This is a genomic window from Pseudomonas sp. 8O (assembly GCF_902506495.1).
Lineage (GTDB): Bacteria > Pseudomonadota > Gammaproteobacteria > Pseudomonadales > Pseudomonadaceae > Aquipseudomonas > Aquipseudomonas chaetocerotis.
The window spans coordinates 343,593-361,649 of the sequence record NZ_LR733264.1 but is presented as its reverse complement, the minus strand read 5'-3'; the positions used below and the strand labels follow the sequence as shown (position 1 = coordinate 361,649).

The 18,057-nt window shown below is 61.4% G+C and carries 13 protein-coding genes and 1 riboswitch; of the genes, 6 read left to right on the top strand and 7 right to left on the bottom strand.

Translation table 11 applies throughout. The features are described from left to right. Positions 1 to 85: 85 nt before the first annotated feature. The 5 genes from GV002_RS04525 to GV002_RS04505 all read right to left on the bottom strand — a co-directional run bounded on the left by GV002_RS04525 (position 86) and on the right by GV002_RS04505 (position 9,190). A complete protein-coding gene (locus GV002_RS04525) occupies positions 86 to 1,027 on the bottom strand; it encodes an alpha/beta fold hydrolase (RefSeq protein WP_160017245.1) in 942 nt (313 codons plus the stop codon). 117 nt (positions 1,028 to 1,144) lie between these two features. Continuing rightward, positions 1,145 to 3,886, bottom strand: a complete 2,742-nt coding sequence (locus tag GV002_RS04520; protein WP_160017244.1) for a LuxR C-terminal-related transcriptional regulator — start codon at positions 3,884 to 3,886, stop codon at positions 1,145 to 1,147. A gap of 150 nt (positions 3,887 to 4,036) precedes the next feature. After that, positions 4,037 to 5,404 (bottom strand): DUF1329 domain-containing protein, encoded by a 1,368-nt coding sequence (locus GV002_RS04515; RefSeq protein ID WP_160017243.1) that lies wholly within the window; start codon positions 5,402 to 5,404, stop codon positions 4,037 to 4,039. Positions 5,405 to 5,436: 32 nt separating this feature from the next. Next, positions 5,437 to 7,290 (bottom strand): DUF1302 domain-containing protein, encoded by a 1,854-nt coding sequence (locus tag GV002_RS04510; protein WP_160017242.1) that lies wholly within the window; start codon positions 7,288 to 7,290, stop codon positions 5,437 to 5,439. 217 nt (positions 7,291 to 7,507) lie between these two features. Then, on the bottom strand, positions 7,508 to 9,190 hold the full coding sequence (locus GV002_RS04505; RefSeq protein ID WP_160017241.1) for a fatty acid--CoA ligase: 1,683 nt from the start codon (positions 9,188 to 9,190) through the stop codon (positions 7,508 to 7,510). Positions 9,191 to 9,380: 190 nt separating this feature from the next. Between GV002_RS04505 and GV002_RS04500 the strand changes: the two genes are divergently transcribed. Next, positions 9,381 to 10,556 carry a thiolase family protein gene (locus tag GV002_RS04500; RefSeq protein ID WP_160017240.1) on the top strand — a complete coding sequence of 392 codons (1,176 nt, stop codon included), beginning with the start codon at positions 9,381 to 9,383 and terminating at the stop codon, positions 10,554 to 10,556. A 43-nt stretch (positions 10,557 to 10,599) separates the two neighbouring features. Here the strand turns inward: GV002_RS04500 and GV002_RS04495 are convergent, their stop codons facing one another. After that, the gene (locus GV002_RS04495) at positions 10,600 to 11,229 is read right to left on the bottom strand and encodes a LysE family translocator (RefSeq protein ID WP_160017239.1); all 630 of its coding nucleotides are present in this window, start codon (positions 11,227 to 11,229) and stop codon (positions 10,600 to 10,602) included. A 79-nt stretch (positions 11,230 to 11,308) separates the two neighbouring features. On the opposite strand from GV002_RS04495, the gene GV002_RS04490 reads away from it, so the two are divergent. From GV002_RS04490 to GV002_RS04475, 4 genes are all read left to right on the top strand, one after another. Continuing rightward, entirely contained in the window at positions 11,309 to 12,274 is a 966-nt protein-coding gene (locus GV002_RS04490; RefSeq protein ID WP_160017238.1) for a 2-hydroxyacid dehydrogenase, read from the top strand. Positions 12,275 to 12,399: 125 nt separating this feature from the next. Continuing rightward, on the top strand, positions 12,400 to 13,395 hold the full coding sequence (locus GV002_RS04485) for a class I SAM-dependent methyltransferase (protein WP_160017237.1): 996 nt from the start codon (positions 12,400 to 12,402) through the stop codon (positions 13,393 to 13,395). Between the two features lie 37 nt (positions 13,396 to 13,432). After that, positions 13,433 to 13,620, top strand: a riboswitch (yybP-ykoY riboswitch). 27 nt (positions 13,621 to 13,647) lie between these two features. Beyond that, complete coding sequence (locus tag GV002_RS04480) at positions 13,648 to 14,229, top strand: TMEM165/GDT1 family protein (RefSeq protein WP_160018874.1); 582 nt, start codon at positions 13,648 to 13,650, stop codon at positions 14,227 to 14,229. A gap of 106 nt (positions 14,230 to 14,335) precedes the next feature. Then, positions 14,336 to 14,779 (top strand): ester cyclase, encoded by a 444-nt coding sequence (locus GV002_RS04475; protein WP_160017236.1) that lies wholly within the window; start codon positions 14,336 to 14,338, stop codon positions 14,777 to 14,779. 53 nt (positions 14,780 to 14,832) lie between these two features. Here the strand turns inward: GV002_RS04475 and GV002_RS04470 are convergent, their stop codons facing one another. Beyond that, positions 14,833 to 15,654 carry a M48 family metallopeptidase gene (locus GV002_RS04470; protein ID WP_160017235.1) on the bottom strand — a complete coding sequence of 274 codons (822 nt, stop codon included), beginning with the start codon at positions 15,652 to 15,654 and terminating at the stop codon, positions 14,833 to 14,835. A 194-nt stretch (positions 15,655 to 15,848) separates the two neighbouring features. Here GV002_RS04470 and GV002_RS04465 point away from each other — a divergent pair, with 194 nt between their 5' ends. Beyond that, positions 15,849 to 17,999, top strand: coding sequence for a methyl-accepting chemotaxis protein (locus GV002_RS04465; RefSeq protein WP_160017234.1), 2,151 nt, complete (start codon positions 15,849 to 15,851; stop codon positions 17,997 to 17,999). The last annotated feature ends 58 nt before the right edge of the window (positions 18,000 to 18,057 follow it).

Below are 18,057 nucleotides of genomic sequence, written 5' to 3'. Positions count from 1 at the left end.
CACCTGCCACGCAACACAAACGAGCCCGGAATCTGTCCGGGCTTTTTCGTGGCCCGGATTTTCTCTGGGCCTCTCCAGGGCAAACTCAACCCAGCAGAAATCTCATTGCATCGGCCGCGCTCTGCTCGGGAATTTCTTCCATGGGGATATGCCCGACACCCTGATAGACCCTGACCCGAACACCCGGTAGATCGCGCTGCCAATGCAGCACATGTTTGGGTGAGATCCAGCGATCGCGATCGCCCCACATGAGCAGGGTTGGCGCCTTGATCAGCGCGACCCGCTCTGGCGTCGTGTGCAGCTCGTTCTTGTTGACCTTCAGCAGCACGCGGAAGATATCCATCATGCCGCGACGATTACCGGGCCGTCGCGACAAGTCGTAGTAGCGCTCGACCACACCTGGTTTGATTCGCCCTGGCTCACCGTAGACCTCCTTGATACCCCGGGCGATCAAGACGCGAGGCATCCACATCGGCATGGCAACAGTAGCACCGGGCAGCGCGGCCGCAGCGATCATCCACGGCACCTTGTGCATGGGATAGCCGGCCGGGTCGATCAGCACCAGCTTGCCGACGCGCTGTGGCTGCGCAAGGGCGAAGTTCCAGGCGATATAGCCGCCAAGGGAGTTGCCGGCGATATCCGCCTTGCCCACCTGCAGGTAATCGAGCAGTTGACCGAGCACATGCATCATGCGCTCGACCGAATAGACGCCGTCGCGCGCCGGCCCCGTGAGGCCGAACCCCGGAACGTCGAAGCGGATGATGCGGTAATGCGGGGCGAAGGCCTGCGCCCACCCGTCCCAGGTGTGCAGCGAAGCGACGACGCCGTGGATCAGTACCAACGCCGGTTTGTCACGACTCCCTTCGTCACGGTAATGGACATTGAAGCCGTCGATCTCGACATAGCGAGAACCTTGAGTCGCGTTGCCATAACGCGATTTCAAACGCTCCAACGGCAAAGAACCGAACCCAAGACGTGAGAAGCCGGCAGCCAACGGCGTTTGCAGAGACAGTCTATTGGCAGACATGCGCGATACCTTGATTCTTGCAATAGGTATCCGTGATCAGAGCATGAGTGGGCGCCAAACACCGCCCAACCTAGGTTGAGCCAAGCACCGTCTTGATCGGCTGCTGCAACGCCCAGATCAGCGCAGCAGACCGAGGCCCTTGGCCCGCGCTACCGCCTGAGTGCGCCGCTCGACGCCGAGCTTGCTGTTGATGTGACGGGCATGGGTCTTGACCGTGTGCAGGGAGATGAACAGACGCTCGCTGATCTCCTGATTGGAACAGCCGCGCGCGATCAACTGCAGCACGGCCAACTCGCGACCACTGAGTTTTTCCGCCAGGGCGCCCGCCTCTGCGACCTCCTCCTCGCCCGCCTCCCGACTGACCGGCAACTGGGCGAGCAGCGCGTCGCGCAGCGGACACTCCGAGCGCAACAGCAGACGCTCGCGCAGCCACTGCGGCTGATGCTGCAACAGCTCGATGAAAGGTAGCAGCGCACCACCCTGAGCGAGATCCAGACAACTATCGAGCTGTTGCTGCGCCTCCCGCTCTCGCCCAGTCTGCCTCAGTAACTGGGCGAGCTGCGCCTGTGCCGCCAGGGCGACCAACTGACCACCCAGCCCCTGTGCACGCTGTTGCAACGCACGCAGACGGCGCTCTGCATGCCCCAGCTCGCCCTGCAAGCGCTCCAGAGCCGCCTGCTGCAGATCGATATGCAACGCCAGCTGCGGGTGAAACTCCGGCGCCAGTGCCCGCCCCTGCTCACCATAGGTCTCCGCCAACTGAGGCAACCAGGCAGCAGCCAACTCGACCTGTCCTTGCCGCAGCCACAGCTCGCACTTGATCAGCGTGATCATCGCCAGGTAGTAGATCGCCGGCACATCCCAGACATGCATCAAACGTTCGGCCTCACCCAGCAGGGCAAACGCCTCGGCGGGCCGTCCATCACGCCCTTCCAGGCTGACCAGCACGCAATAGCCAATCAACGCACCGACGTCGCGGCAAGCCCTGGCTTCGGCAATCCCCCCCCGTAAGCGCTCCACGGCCTGAGGCTGCAGACGCAGACTGAGCAGATAGCCCTCATAAATCGTCAAGCGCGCCCGCACCGAGTAACTACGCTGCGCCGGCAGACGCTGCACCAGCAGCAATCCCTGATGCACCTCCTCCTGCGCGCGCAGCACCTCACCACGGGCCTGCAGCACGCGGGCGCGCTCGTAATGGGCAAGCGCCTCGAGCAGAGGGTTGTCGATACGCTGCGCCAGCTCCAGGGCGTCGCGGTTCAGCCCACGCGCACGCCACAGATCGCCACGCACCATGGCCAGGTTGGACAACGCTGACAGGCACATGAAGTGCGGACCGTAACGCTCCGCCGGTAAACCAGCCAAGGCCTCGCTGCATTGCAGTTCGGCGCGCGCTCCATCGCCACGGCCACGGGCGATGACCCCATCGAGTGCCTGCCATTGCGCCAGTAGACTGCGCTGGGCGGCAGGCTCGGCAGCCGGCAGGAAGCGTGCGAGCTGATCAAGCAGTTCCTGGGCGGCATCCAGCTGGCAGGCCAATGCCAGTGCCCAGCCATAGAGCATGATCAGTCGTGGTGTGCTGGCCAGCAGATCGTCCGGCAGATTGGTTTTCCAGCGCAGCAGCATGGCGATGTTCTGTTCCGCCAGCATCTGCTCCTCGGACAGGTTCTGCACCAGGCTGGCGGCCACGTCGGCCTGCCCCGCCAGCAGCGCCTGCTCGATGGCGGCATCCAGCATGCCTTGCGCAGCGAACCAGCGACAGGCACGCAGGTGGGCGCTACCGTGCGAACGACTCAATCCGTCGGCAGAGCGCGCATTGAGCAAGTCGGAGAACAGGTGGTGATAGCGAAACCAGTGCCCCTGTTCATCAAGCGGCACCAGAAACACCTGATTGGCCTGCAGATGACGGATGATTGCGGCGCTGTCATGGCTGTCACGAACCGCATCGCACAGCTCAGCGCAGAAGCGCTCCATGCAGGCGGTGTCATAAAGGAACTGTTGCACCTCGGCGGGCTGCCGTTCGATGACTTCCTCGAGCAGGTATTCACGGATCAGCCCTTCACCACCGTGCAGTTGAAGCACCTCGCCAGCTTCCGCCAGTTCCTCGACAGCCAACAGCCAGAGGCGTAAACCAGCGATCCATCCCTCGCTGCGCTGCAGAATCCCGGTGACCTGCTCCTTCTCGAGGCGCGCGCCCTGACTTGCCAACAGCGCGTCCAGCTCGGCAGCCGTCAGACGCAGATCCTGCTCGTTGAGCTCCAGCAACTGTCGCGACAGACGCAAGCGCGCCAGGTGCCAGTCAGGTCGCTGACGACTGGTGACCAACAGCAGCACACCAGGTGGTAAATGGTTGAGGAAGAATTGCAGACAACGATCCAGCACCGGCCCCTGCGCCAGATGGTAGTCGTCCAGCACCAGCAACAGTGGTTGACCATCATCGAGTTGCTGGGTCAGCTCATCGAGTAAACCGTCAAGCCACTGCTCGAATGCGAAGGGTTGATGGCGCTGGCGCATCTTCAGCAGCCCGAGCGCTTCCTCGCCGAGGCCAGGGTAGAACTGCTGCAGCCCATTCAGGAGACGCTCGAGGAATCGCCCCGGATCATGATCGCGCTCGCTCAGCCCGAGCCAGAGGCTGTGCCAGTGATCGGGTAGTCGTTCGCAGAACTCGATGGCCAGTGAGCTTTTGCCAAAACCTGCTGGCGCACTGACCAGCAGCAATCGCCCTTGCAGGCCCTCCTCAAGACGCTCACACAGCCTGGGCCGCGGCATATGTCCTGCCGGTAGTGGCGGACGATAGAAACGCGCTTCAACCGGTGTGGCCGGCGTGTAGGGAAAACCTGGCGAGCGGGAGAAATCTGTCATCGGCCTATTCTTGGAAGTCTTCTATATGCACCGGCGGGCTCGATCTGAACCCAGCCTAGCGACTTGCAATGGCCATTTGAAGCGCCCGCTACAGTCCGTAACGAAAAAGCCGGCACAAGGCCGGCTTCGTCGTGTTGCCTGAGGCAGGTTTTAGCGAACGCCAGCCTGACGCAGAGCAGCCGGGGTGTAATCGCTGCCAGACGCCTTGTAGTTGAAGTCGTAGGCTTGTTTCTCCTCGTTCTTCATACCCAGGGCCAGGTAGCGACCAGACAGCAGGTCGTACAGGGTTTCCACGGTGTACCACGGCACTTGCTTGTCGTAGTAGTACTGGGCATGCGCCTCAGCTACACGCCACAGGGTGCCACGGCCGTCGTAGTGGTCGATCAGAGCGGCTTGCCAGGTGTCTTCGTCGATGTAGAAGTCACGCTTGGCATAGATGTGACGCTCGCCCGACTTCAGGGTCGCGGTCACGTGCCATACGCGGTGCAGCTCGTAACGAGTCAGGTCCTGGTTGATGTGGCCAGCCTTGATGATGTCGGCATACTTCAGGCTCGGCGAGTCCAGCTTGTAGGCGTTGTAGGGGATGTAGATCTCCTTCTTGCCGACCAGCTGCCAGTCGTAGCGATCCGGCGCACCGTTGTACATGTCGAAGTTGTCGGAAGTACGCAGACCGTCAGCGGCGGTACCCGGACCGTCGTAGGACACCTGCGGAGCACGACGCACGCGACGCTGACCGGCGTTGTACAGCCACGCCAGACGCGGCTCCTTCACCTGGTTGAGGGTTTCGTGCACCAGCAGTACGTTACCGGCCAGACGCGACGGAGCCGTCACACGCTGCTTGAAGTAGAACAGTACGTTGCTTTCCTTGCTCGCATCGAAGTCGGTCAGCGCATCACGGAAGGTGAACTCGTCCTGGAAGTAGACCAGCGAGTAGGAACCGTTCGCTTGCGGCGTCGCCTGGGTCACCAGACGACGCACGCTGCCACCGCGGTAGCGGGTGATGTGGTTCCAGATCGCTTCCAGACCGTTCTGCGGGATCGGGAAAGGGTTGGCGGTCTGGAAGTTCTCCAGGCCGTTGCCGCCCTCCACCATCCTGGTATTCACCGCGTTCTGCTTGGTCGCCTCCAGCACCGAAGCCGGCAGGCTGGCCGAACGGTGCGTCGGGAAAACCGGCATCTTGTAGCTTTCCGGGTAGCGCTTGAACATCGCCAACTGGCCGGGGGTCAGCTTGTCCTTGTACTGGTCGACGTTCTGCGCGGTGATGGTGAACAGCGGCTGCTCGTTGGCGAACGGATCGGCCAGGAAGCCACGTGGATCGACCGCACCGGCGTTGGCCGGCAAACCGCCGGTCCAGGCCGGGATCGAACCATCGGCATTACCTGCCATCTCGGCACCGACTGGAGTCAGGGTGTTGCCCAGCTTCGCCGCCTCGTCGGGCGACACTGCCGCCATCACGCTGGTCGCCAGCAGAGACAGGGTCAGGACACCGCTTTGCCACAGTTTTTTTGTTGTTTTCATTTGCATCATGATTCCTCGAAATTCCTGGCCGCTTAGAAGTTCATACCGAAGCTGAGCGCGACGAAATCGCGGTCAACCGAGGTGTTGTACTTGCCGCCGAAGAAGCTGGTGTACGACAGGTCGGCCGTGTAAGTGTTCTGGTACTCGGCGTTGAGACCCAGACTGACCGCTTTGGCGTCTTCGGTGAACAGTCCATTGGGGCCATAACCATCTACGTCGTGAGACCAGGCGACGCTGGGGTTCAGGTTGACGCCGGCGATAGCGTTCGGGTAGTTCCAAATGGCCCGGGCGCGGTAGCCCCAGGAAGTACTGGTGACAAAACCATCGTCTTCACAGTACTTAGAAACGTTCGCCGAAGAAGCGCCGGCTCCCGCACCAGCAACGGTGCTGGCGTTCAACCCTTGGCAAGTTGCACCGGCGAGAGGTCCCGGACCATAAACGGGATCACGCCCGTAGCGAACATCTGAACTGCTCTCCAGGCCTCCAACATGAACAACGCCAATCTCACCCACCAGAGTCAAGCGAGATGCACCCATGACCTGATCGAAGAAGTGAGTAAAGGTCGTCTGGAACTGACTTATCTCTTTGCGACGATAGCCATGCTGATCCTGCCCAGGAACCCCTTGCAGCAAAGATACCCCACTACGACCAGGCAAAGGCGTCAGGCCAGAGAACAGAATATCTGTACTGTTTAATTGCACTGGCGCATTGGGACGGTAGCTGAACTCGCCACTCCAAGCAGTTCCCGTAGGTAGCGTGGTGGAGAAGCTAAGGCCGTAAAGTTGGATGTCCTCTGGGTACTCCATAAAGTAAGAGGAATTACCGGCAATGATAAGCGGAGCAAGCGGACTAGCTGCCACAGCTGTGTAAAGGGATGCAGGTGCGCCTGTAGCACTGAAAATCGGCGCACGACTGTGGTAGTTAATGAAGTAAAGGCCAAATTCCGTGTCGATATTTTCGGCAAAGTAGCGGAAGGCACCACCCCACTGACCACTATCACGGGCATCGCGATCACCTGCGCGAGCTACACGAACACCTTCTTCGTTTACATCGACGCCAAAGGCGGACAATCCCGCAAGCGCAGGACCGCTCAAAGTGGAACGTTTGTTCAACACTCGAAGATTGTCATCGCATCCGTCAGCGGCAATATCTGCCTGGGAAAAAAATGTACCGCAGTTGTCGATAACAGTCTGATCCCATTCGATTTGGTAAAACGCCTCAGCAGAAAGATTGTCTGTCAGGCTCTGCGAGACGTAAAACATATTAACTGGAATCAAACCTTCCTTGACTTCCGCACCAGGACGACGGAACGCTGACACATCAATTGGGTTGATGGAGTTTATGCTGTTGCCGATAAAGGTACTTTCACCCCAGCTTACGACCTGCTTACCCAGGCGTACGGAGCCAGGCTGGTTACCAATTGCATAGTTGTGATAGACAAATGCATCGAGTATTTGACCGCCAGAGGACTGGGCGCCCTCCTTGCGATTACTGTCGCTGATGTCCTTGAACTGACGACTTTCATCCTTCAACTCGAAGTCATACCAGTACTTTCCGCGCACGAATACGCCGGTGTCACCGTATTTCAGTTCAAGGTCATGAATACCCTTGAATATTTTCGAGAAGGTCTCACCACGTTTGAAGTTCAGGTGACCATCATCGGAGGTCTGCGACAGACCACGACCACCGTTGTTCACGCCTATCAGGTCTTTATCCGCGCTTTGGGTCGACCAGCTAGCACCGACCGACAGCGACGAGTCGAACTGCCCTTCGATCTCGCCGATATTGAAAGTGACGCCGAATGCCGGAGCGGCAAGGGTGGAAGCGAGGCTGACGGCCAGCGGCAGTTTTGCCAGGCGCCAGTAGGGTTTTGTTTTTGTTGTCATCGACGCTACTCCATGTGTTTTTTGTTATGGATGCTTGGACTATAGCCAGCAGGTGGTACTGCTTGATCCCTCGAAAGTGTGATTTGCAGCCCCCAGGCACTCTGGCTCGCAGGTTTCAGGCCCTGCCCCTAGCCAAGCATGGACGTGAAACAGCAATTAGCAAGCCAAACGCTTGTTTGACTGAGCGGTCACTTTCACCGCCCAGCCAGTTCGCACCTCACAGCGTGGACAGGAACGCGCTGCCAGCCTCCTGCCACTGGGCGATTTCGACGCGAATGCGCTTCTTGTCCAGTTTGCCGACGCTGGTCTTGGGAATTTCAGTAACAAGGGCGATCTGCGTGGGAATCGCCCACTTGTTGATGTGGCCTTGCTCGACGAAAGGCTTGAGATGTTCCTTCAAGTCTTTGGCATCCAGCCCTTGTTCTTCACGCAGTACCAGCAGCGCAAACGGGCGCTCGCCCCACTGCGGATCGGGCACCCCCACCACCGCCACCTCACGCACCGCAGCGTGACGGCTGATCAGGTCCTCCAGCTCCAGCGAGGAAATCCACTCGCCACCGGTCTTGATCACATCCTTGATTCGGTCGCGGATTTCGATGAAGCCCATACCGTCGATGGTCGCCACATCGCCGGTGTGCAGCCAGCCGTGGGCCCAGAGTTCCTCGCCCTTCTCGGGTTCACGGAAATAGCCCTGGGTCAGCCAGGGCGCACGCAGCACCAGCTCGCCCTGGGATTCGCCATCGCTCGGCAGTAATTTGCCGTCCGCATCCATGATCGCGGCCTCAACCAGCGGCACCGGAATACCGGCCTTGATACGGTAAGTGGTGCGTTCGTCCTCCCCCCCCGCACGCAACTCTTCGTTGAGATAGGCACAGGAGATCAGTGGACAGGTCTCGGACATGCCATAGGCCGCGGTCAGCTGGATGCCGCGCGCCTTGGCCGCCTCGTAAAGAGAGCGATTGAGCGCACTGCCGCCAATGATCATTTTCATTCCACCGAAATCATGGCCCTGAGCCCCCGGCGCGCTCAGCACCATCTGCAGGATGGTCGGGACGCAGTGCGAGAAGTTGACTTTCTCTTCCTTGATCAGACGGCAAAGCATGTCCGGCTCGTAGCGGCCGGGATATACCTGCTTGACCCCAAGCATGGTGGCCACGTACGGCACGCCCCAGGCATGCACGTGGAACATCGGCGTAATCGGCATGTAGACATCGTCGTTGCCAAGCAGGCGAATGCTGTCCAGGCCACCCATGGTGGTTGCCATGGACATGGTGTGCAGCACCAGTTGCCGATGAGTGAAGTACACGCCCTTGGGATTACCAGTGGTGCCAGTGGTATAGAAGGTCGTAGCCACCGAGTTCTCATCGAAATCGGCGAAGTCGTAGTGCGGGCTTGCTGCGGCCAGCAGACTCTCGTACTCGCCAACGAGGTTTGGCAGTTCGGCGCTCTTGTCTTCGCCATCGGTCAACAGCAGGGTCTTCTCGACAGTGGTGAGTTGCCCGGCAATGCCGTTGTACAGCGGCACGAACTCACTGTTGACCAGCACGAAGCGGTCTTCGGCGTGGTTCATGGTGTAGAGGATCTGGTCCGGCGACAGGCGAATGTTGATGGTGTGCAGCACCGCGCCGAGCATGGGAATCGCGAACATGCATTCGAGATAGCGGTGGCTGTCCCAATCCATGACCGCCACGGTATCGCCGGCCTTGACCCCTGCCTCGCTGAGCACGTTGGCCAGGCGCGCGACACGTTCGTTGAAGGTCGCATAGCTGTAACGCAGCTTGTCGCGATAGACGATTTCGCGGGTCTTCTCGTAACGACTACCGGAGAGCAGCAGGCGCTTGATCAGCAACGGATAGGCGTGGGCGTTGTTGGCGGGAGGGATCAGTCGAGTCTGCAGCATGAAGTCACCTTGAGGCACGCGAGGAATAGGTATGCAGCGACTCTAGAGCGGCTCCTGCATAGCGAAATCAGCCCAAAGAATGATTTGCCACGTGACCCTATGGCCACTTTTGGTCACAGGGTAGAATCAGATCAACACGCCAGTCTAGAAAAAGACTTCACCGAGCCACACTTTCGTTCGAGGTAACACCATGTCCGATATCGTCATCGTCAGCGGCGCCCGTACTCCCATGGGCGGTTTTCAGGGCAGCCTGGCCAGCGTACCAGCTGTCGAGCTGGGCGCTGCCGCCATTCGTGAGGCAGTCAAGCGCGCCGGTATCGAGCCAGCCGACGTGCAGGAAGTGATCATGGGCTGCGTATTGCCCGCTGGCCTCAAGCAAGGTCCGGCCCGCCAGGCGTCGCTCAATGCCGGACTGCCCTCTGCCACCGGTTGCACCACCATCAACAAGCTGTGCGGCTCGGGCATGAAGGCGGTGATGATGGCCTTCGACTCGCTGAAGGCCGGCAGCAACCAGGTAATGATCGCCGGCGGCATGGAAAGCATGTCCAACGCGCCCTATGTCCTGGAGAAAGCGCGTACCGGCCTGCGCATGGGTCATGGCGAAATCAAGGACCATATGTTCCTCGACGGCCTGGAAGACGCGCGCACAGGTCGCCTGATGGGCTCCTTCGCTCAGGAAACGGCCGACCAGTACGGCATCACCCGCGAGGAAATGGACGCCTATGCCATCGAATCGCTGCGCCGCGCGCAGGTGGCGATCAAGGACGGTTCGCTGGACGCTGAAATCGTTCCGGTCACCGTCACCTCGCGCAAGGGCGAAGTGGTGGTCAAGGATGATGAGCAACCATTGACGGCCAACCTGGACAAGATTCCTGCGCTCAGACCTGCCTTCAAGAAAGACGGCACCATCACCGCCGCCAACGCCAGCTCGATTTCCGATGGCGCCAGCGCGCTGCTATTGATGACCGCTGATGAAGCCGCCAAGCGCGGTCTCAAGCCGCTGGCCAAGGTGGTTGCCCATGCTACCCAGAGTCAGGACCCGAGCGAGTTCACCCTGGCGCCCATCGGCGCCATGAGCAACCTGCTGAAGAAGACAGGCTGGAGCAAGGACGAGATCGATCTGTTCGAAATCAACGAAGCCTTCGCCATGGTGACCATGCTGGCCATGCGCGAACACGGCCTGGACCATGCCAAGGTCAACGTGTTCGGCGGTGCTTGCGCCCAGGGTCATCCGGTCGGTTCCACCGGTTCGCGGATCATCCTCACCCTGATCAACGCGCTACAGAAAAAGGGCGGCAAGCGTGGGGTCGCGTCGTTGTGCATCGGTGGCGGAGAGGCCACCGCAGTGGCCATCGAACTGCTGTAAGCCAGCCCTCACGAAAGAGCCCCGCAGTTGCGGGGCTCTTTCGTTAACGCATTTCGGTCAGCGCCAGCTTCACACCGATCCCCACCAGTACCGCCCCCATCAGTCGATCGAACCAATGCCCCAAACGGGCGAAACCGGCGCGCACGCGTGGCTGGCTGAACAGCCAGGCCACCAGGCAGAACCAGAAAGCCGTGGCCAAGGCCAGATAGAGACCATAGCCGGCCTGAACGGCCACCGGGGTATGCGGATTGATCACCACGGTGAACAGTGAAAGAAAGAACAGCGTCGCCTTGGGATTCAGGCCATTGGTGATGAACCCCGTGACGAAGGCGCCACGCCCGCTGCGCTCGCCTGCTGCCAGATTCAGCTCGGCGCTGGCCGGGTCGGCCGGGCGCGCGCGCAGGGCCTTGATGCCGATATACAGCAGATAAGCAGCTGCCAGCCATTTCAGCGCGTTGAACAGGACGATGGACTGCGACACGATCAGGCCAATACCGAGCAACGAATAGGTGACGTGCACCAGAATCCCGGTGCCCACGCCGAAGGCCGTGAACAGTCCTGCGCGGCGACCATGACCAACGCTCTCGCGCACGACAATGGCGAAATCCGGCCCCGGACTGGCCACCGCCAGTAGGTGAATCAGGGCAACGGTGAGAAATTCAGTCCAGTACATGGTGGCTCCGCATCGACGCTGAAGGTCTGGTAGGCTCGCCAATCTACTCTTGCGACCCTCCTGCGAAAAGGTACAGCTGATGAGCAACAGTCCACGCGCCGTCTTCCTCGACCATGCCTCCCTCGACCTTGGCGACCTCGACATGCAACCGCTGCATCAGGCGTTCGCCGAGCTGACCCTGCACGCGCACACGCGTCCGGATCAGGTCGCCGAACGCCTGCAAGGTGCCCAGGTCGCCATCAGCAACAAGGTGCCGCTGGACGCCGCCACCTTCGCCGCCTGCCCTGACCTGAAACTGGTTCTGGTAACCGCTACCGGCACCAACAACATCGACCTGAAAGCCGCCAGTGCCCATGGCGTGACCGTCTGCAACTGCCAGGGCTACGGCACCCCGTCCGTGGCACAACACACCTTGATGCTGCTGCTTGCCCTGGCCACGCGCCTGCCCGATTACCAGCGCGACATCGCCGCCGGTCGTTGGCAGCAGGCCAGCCAGTTCTGCCTGCTCGATCACCCCATCGTCGAACTCGAAGGCAAGACTCTGGGCATGCTCGGCCATGGCGAACTGGGCGGCGCCGTCGCCCGTCTGGCCGAAGCCTTCGGCATGCGCGTGCTGCTTGGCCAACTGCCCGGCCGCCCGGCGCGAGCCGATCGCCTGCCGCTGCACGAACTGCTGCCCCAGGTCGATGCCCTGACCCTGCACTGCCCGCTCAACGAACAGACGCGCAACATGATCGGCGCCGAGGAGCTGGCACTGATGAAGCCGCGCGCCTTCCTGATCAATACCGCACGCGGCGGTCTGGTCGATGAACAGGCGTTGGCCGATGCCCTGCGCCGTGGCCATCTGGGCGGCGCGGCGACCGACGTGCTGCTGCAGGAGCCGCCGAAGGACAGCAACCCGCTGCTGGCTGCCGACATTCCCCGCCTGATCGTCACCCCGCACAGCGCCTGGGGCAGCCAGGAAGCGCGCCAGCGCATCGTCGGCCAGGTCGTGGAAAACGCCGCTGGTTTCTTCGCCGGTGCGCCGCTGCGAGTCGTCGGGTAAGCTGCGCAGCTTTTTTCAGGGAGCGACGGGCCAGCACTGCGCGTTAACAGCGATGCCCAGATTTCGCGAGCCGAGATCGCTCCCGCCCCTCTTACTTTTCCGCATCACAGATTTCAGGAAGCACCATGGACCCGCGAAGCGAAGTTCTCCTGCGCCAGGCCGAGCTGTTCAGTGACGAGCTGTTGCTGGCAGGTCTGCCGGCTGACGACCTGCTTGGCGCCCTGCCGCAGGCACATGGCTGGAACTGGAATGCGGGCGATCAGGCACTGCTCGCTGCGCGCTTTGCCGGTCGCAGCCACTTTGACACACGCATGCCGGAAGGCGACTACCGCGCCGCTGTGCTGTTCCTGCCCAAGTCACGCGAGCTGACTGACTACCTGCTGCAAACACTGGCCTCACGCCTGGCAGGCAAAACGCTGTACCTGGTCGGTGAAAAACGTGGCGGTATCGAACGCGCGGCGAAACAGCTGGCCGTCCATGGCAAGCCGCGCAAGCTCGACAGCGCGAGACATTGCCAACTCTGGTGCGTCGAGGTGGAACAGGCGCCAGCAGTACCGGACCTGCACGCTCTGGCGCAGAGCTATCCATTGCAGTTGGCTGACGGCGCACTGGAGATCGTTACCCTGCCCGGCGTATTCGCCCATGGCCGCCTGGATCGCGGCAGCGCATTACTGCTGGAGCACCTGGATGAACTGCCCAGCGGCCACATGCTCGACTTCGGCTGCGGCGCTGGCGTGCTCGGCGCCGCGCTCAAACGACGTTATCCAGACAGCGAGCTGAGCCTGCTGGATGTCGACGCCTTCGCACTGGAAAGCAGCCGACTGACCCTCGCGCGCAATGGCCTGTCAGCCCACCTGATCGCCGGCACGGGCATCGAATCGGCGCCCGAGGGACTCAGCGCCATCGTCAGCAACCCGCCGTTCCATCAGGGTGTACACACCGATTACCAGGCCAGCGAGAACCTGCTGAGCCAGTCGGCTCGCCACTTGGTAAAAGGTGGCGAGCTACGCCTGGTGGCCAACAGCTTCCTCAAATACCCGCCACTGATCGAACGTCATCTCGGCCCCTGCCGCACCCTGGCAGACGCCGACGGCTTCCGCATCTACAGCGCCAGACGCTGAATTGAGGTTGCTCCCAACGCGGCGCTTGGGCACAATTGCGCCCGTCCTAGGGGAGTAGTCTCCCGCGAGCGCCCTGCTCGCCCGGTATACGTCAACACACTTGCTCCGCAGAGCATGGCGTATACGACCCAAGGCCTTCACAGAGAGGCCTGCGGTTTGACAAGACCTATGACACGCACAACCTATACCCGGGGCGGGAAGGTCGTTCGTGTCATAAGCCGTGTTGACCCGCCCCCTGTAGGAAACCTGATGCTGGAATCGCTGTTCGTCCCCACCCTGATCGTTGCTCTCGCCGAAATCGGTGACAAGACCCAGTTGCTCGCCCTGCTGCTGGCCGCCCGTTTTCGCAAACCCTGGCCGATCATCTGGGGCATAGTCGTCGCCACCCTGGCCAACCACTTCGCCGCTGGCGCAGTCGGTAACTGGGTCGCCAGTTTCTTCTCCCCCGCCACTCTCAGCTGGATTCTCGCTGCCAGTTTCGTCGCCGTGGCAGCCTGGACCCTGGTACCGGACAAACTCGACGACGACGAGGCATCCGGCCTGAAGAAATACGGCCCCTTCCTCACCACCCTGATCGCCTTCTTTCTCGCCGAGATGGGCGACAAGACACAGGTCGCGACCGTGATGCTGGCCGCGCAGTACCCGCACTTCATCCTGGTGGTGGTCGGCACCACCCTGGGCATGTTGATCGCCAACGTGCCGGTGGTACTGGCGGGCAATTTCGCGGCCGATCGCCTGCCGCTGACCCTGATCCGGCGTCTGGCCGCCTGCGCCTTCGCCGCTCTGGCAATCTATGCCGGCTACCAGGCGTTGAAGCTGAGCGGCCTGACCTGACGAATCGCCGACGTCAACAGACCGGCACTTCGGCCAATCCCAGCCCCCTCCTGCCTGATGCTAAAGTGCCACATCACTGGTTCAGGCCTGCAGTCAGGAGGGCAGCATGTCATTGGATGATCGCAAGAAGGTGGTGTGCCAGCACATCGACCTGACCTGGAACAAGGGACGCCTGGCGCTGGCTGAACAACTGCACAGCCGCGATTTTCTCTATAAAAGCTCATTCATTGGCCGGCCACTTGGCAGCGCCGGCTTCGTGCAGATGGTGCAGGAAATCCGCCTTGCAATGCCGGACCTGCAGGTGGTGGTCGAGGAGTGCATCGCCGAGGGCTACAAGGTGGTGACCTGGAGCACGCTGATAGGCACCATCCAGAAACCGGCGCTGGGCTACCCGCCCAGCGACAAGGTGCTGAGCATCTCGGCCATGGCGTTCTGGACGCTCACCCCCGCTAACGAAGTCCAGGAAATCTGCACCATGTTCGACATGGAAAGCTTCCGCGCCCAGTTGGGCCTGCAAACCCGCCCACTTGCCGAAACCGCCCTGCCCTGAAACGCAAACGGCGCGCCGTGAGCCATCACGTCGCGCCGTTCCTTGGTCCGAAATTAAAGCCCGGCTCTGGCCTGCTCGTACAGCGGCATCACCTTAGGGATCGCCGCCTGTAGTGCAGCGATTCGACTGCTGGACGATGGGTGAGTACTCATGAACTCGGGCGGCGCACCACCACCGGCGGCCTCCATCTTCTGCCACAGGCTGATGGCCGCATTCGGGTTGTAACCCGCACGGGCAGCCAGTTCCAGACCGATCAGGTCGGCTTCGTTCTCGTTACCCCGGCTGTTGGGCAGGGTCAGGCTGTACTGCACCACGGTATCGGCCAGTGCCATGCCACTCTCACCCAGTCCGAGCAAGGCACTGGCGCCCTGTTTGGCCACCTCGATACCGTAAGCCTTGGACATAGCCTCACGGCTGTGCTCACGCAGGGCATGCGCCATCTCGTGGCCCATGATCGCGGCGATTTCATCGTCAGTCAGCTTTAGCTGCTCGATGATGCCGCTGTAGAAAATGATCTTGCCGCCCGGACCGCAGTTGGCATTGAGCTCGGGGCTCTTGATCAGATTGACCTCCCACTGCCAGTTGGCCGCATCCGGACGAAAACGCGGCGCCTGCGGAATCAGACGACCGGCGATGGTCTGCAGACGCTTGGCGTTAGCGCTGCTCTTGTCCAGCACGCCCTTGCCCGAGGCCTCGCTCAGCGTTTGCTGATAGGACTGCGCGTACATCTGATTGACTTCTTCGGCTGACAGCATGCTGAACATGTACTGCTTGCGCTCCACACCAACCGCACCACCACTGGTGGTATTGACGGCCTGACAACCAGCCAGCAGCACCGCCACCGCCAAGCCACTCAGATATAGAACCTTGTTCATCGAGCCACCTCCTTGAATCGAACGTCCTATGCTAGGCCGCCCAGGTAGTACGAGCAACCGCGTCACTTGCGCGATGGCCGTGCGCCATCTTTGCTGAATGCAGCAGCAGCCAGATGTTTCGCATCAGCCCATTAAGGTTTTTCCCTGCCACGGCCGATAGCCCGTAACAGGACACACTGCGCTCGGGAGCTCCCATGAAGTTCAAGTCGATCCAGTTTTCCGTCGCATTTCTCGCCGGAGCCAGTGTGCTGGCGGTGGTCGCGGCGCTGGTGCTCTACGCCCTGTTCGCCAGCGACCGAACCCAGAATCTGGTACAGCAACGCACCCAGGCACTGCTCGAGCAGAGTATCGAACAGCGCCTTTCCTCACTGGCGCAGGCTCAGGTCAGCGAGATCCAGCGAGAACTGGAAGCGCCCCTGCAGATCACAGCCGATCTGGCGCGGGTCAATGCCATGCTCGGCATGACCGATACCGGCGGTAGCCCACTGCTCAGCATCAGCCGCGAAGAACTTGCCAACCTGGTACATGAAACCACAGCACAGAATCCCAAACTGCTCGGCAGCTACCTGGGCTGGGAACCAAACGCCTTCGACGCCAGCGACGATATGTATGCCGGCAGCAAGGAGAATGGTTACGACGGCACCGGCCGCTTCCTGACCTGGTGGTACCGCAATGCCGACGGCAGCCTTGGTGTCGATGCCATTGGCTCGACCGAAAGCGAGGAGCTACTACCGACCGGTGTGCGCGCCGGCGAGTACTACCTGTGCCCCAAGGAACGTAAACGCCCTTGCGTGATCGATCCGGCTCCCTACGATGTCGGCGGCAAGATGACCATGCTCGCCTCCTTTACCTCGCCAATTCTGGTCAACGGCGAGTTTCGTGGTATCGCCGGCGCCGACCTGGCGGTCAACTTCATTCAGGAACTGCTGGTCAAGGCCGACGCCCTGCTCTATGGCGGCGCCGGCGAGATCGCCCTGATCGCCAGCAATGGCCGCATAGTCGCCTCGACCCAGGCGCCGGAAAAACTCGGTGAGCCCGCCACCGAGCTGCTCGACGCCAATGAGCTGGCCAACCTGAGCAGCCTGCAGCCAGGGCTGCCGAAATACGACGTGCATGTCGAGGATGATCCCGCCGACAGCCACATCGAGCTGTTTCTCAGCTTCACCATCGGCCAGACTGACACGCGCTGGGTGCTGATGCTGGTGCTGCCGCTGGACACTGTGATGGCTGACCTGCGCCAACTACAGGCTGAGCTTGTCACCCAACGCAACGGCGACACGCTGGGCATGGCGCTGGTGGGACTGCTGATCGCCGGCCTGGGCCTGCTGGTGATCTGGTTCGTCGGCTACGGCATCGCCCGTCCGCTGCGGCAGATGGTCGGCATGCTCGATGACATTGCCAAAGGCGACGGCGACCTGACGGTGCGCCTGCAAGTTGATCGCAAGGACGAACTCGGACAGATCGCAGCCGGCTTCAACGCCTTCCTGAGCAAGCTGCAAAGCATGATTGCCTCCGTGGTGACGTCGGTGCAGCAGGTCAGCGACTCCTCCGAGCACACTGCCGACATCGCCATCCGCACCAACCAGGGTGTACAGAAGCAACTGGCCGAGATCGAACTCGTGGCCACTGCCGTGCATGAGATGACTGCCACCGCCCAGGACGTCGCGCGCAACGCCACTCATGCTGCCGAGGCGGCCAACCACGCCGACCGCGCGGCCAATCAGGGCAAGCAGGTGGTACAGGAAACCTCCACGGCCATCGCCGCCCTGGCCAGCGAGATCGGCCGCGCTGTGGGCGTGGTGCAGAACCTGGCCAAGGACAGCGAGAACATCAACGCCATCCTCATCGCCATTCGCGGCATTGCCGAGCAGACCAACCTGCTGGCACTCAATGCCGCCATCGAGGCAGCCCGCGCCGGTGAACAGGGTCGCGGCTTCGCCGTGGTCGCCGACGAGGTGCGCAATCTGGCGCAGAAGACCCAGCAAGCCACCGAAGAAATCCAGAACATGATCCAGCAGCTGCAGCAAGGCACGCGCGAAGTGGTCAAGGTGATGGAGCAGAGCCAGAGCAAGACCGACGACAGCGTGGAGCACGCCAACCAGGCCGCTCAATCGCTGGAGTCCATCACCCAGGCGGTGTCGGTGATCAATGACATGAACACGCAGATCGCCAGCGCGGCAGAGGAGCAGAGCGCCGTGGCCGAGGATATCAACCGCAACGTCACCAACATCGGCCAGGTCGCCAACGAGGTGGCCGGCGGCGCCAACGAAGCCAGTCAGGCCAGCGCCCAACTGACCAAGCTGGCCGAACAGCAACGCAGGCTGATCAACCAGTTCAAGGTGTGAGGGGGTCACCGCCAGTGGGGTGCGCCGCGCGAACCGCTTTCGCATCAGTCGCAGTGCG

What these genes read in the sequence shown, in the direction of transcription:
- GV002_RS04495 (WP_160017239.1), bottom strand. Translation starts at nt 11,229, where the DNA reads ATGTACTGGACTGAATTTCTCACCGTTGCCCTGATTCACCTACTGGCG.
- GV002_RS04520 (WP_160017244.1), bottom strand. Translation starts at nt 3,886, where the DNA reads ATGACAGATTTCTCCCGCTCGCCAGGTTTTCCCTACACGCCGGCCACA.
- GV002_RS04525 (WP_160017245.1), bottom strand. Translation starts at nt 1,027, where the DNA reads ATGTCTGCCAATAGACTGTCTCTGCAAACGCCGTTGGCTGCCGGCTTC.
- GV002_RS04485 (WP_160017237.1), top strand. Translation starts at nt 12,400, where the DNA reads ATGGACCCGCGAAGCGAAGTTCTCCTGCGCCAGGCCGAGCTGTTCAGT.
- GV002_RS04490 (WP_160017238.1), top strand. Translation starts at nt 11,309, where the DNA reads ATGAGCAACAGTCCACGCGCCGTCTTCCTCGACCATGCCTCCCTCGAC.
- GV002_RS04470 (WP_160017235.1), bottom strand. Translation starts at nt 15,654, where the DNA reads ATGAACAAGGTTCTATATCTGAGTGGCTTGGCGGTGGCGGTGCTGCTG.
- GV002_RS04510 (WP_160017242.1), bottom strand. Translation starts at nt 7,290, where the DNA reads ATGACAACAAAAACAAAACCCTACTGGCGCCTGGCAAAACTGCCGCTG.
- GV002_RS04475 (WP_160017236.1), top strand. Translation starts at nt 14,336, where the DNA reads ATGTCATTGGATGATCGCAAGAAGGTGGTGTGCCAGCACATCGACCTG.
- GV002_RS04465 (WP_160017234.1), top strand. Translation starts at nt 15,849, where the DNA reads ATGAAGTTCAAGTCGATCCAGTTTTCCGTCGCATTTCTCGCCGGAGCC.
- GV002_RS04505 (WP_160017241.1), bottom strand. Translation starts at nt 9,190, where the DNA reads ATGCTGCAGACTCGACTGATCCCTCCCGCCAACAACGCCCACGCCTAT.
- GV002_RS04515 (WP_160017243.1), bottom strand. Translation starts at nt 5,404, where the DNA reads ATGAAAACAACAAAAAAACTGTGGCAAAGCGGTGTCCTGACCCTGTCT.
- GV002_RS04500 (WP_160017240.1), top strand. Translation starts at nt 9,381, where the DNA reads ATGTCCGATATCGTCATCGTCAGCGGCGCCCGTACTCCCATGGGCGGT.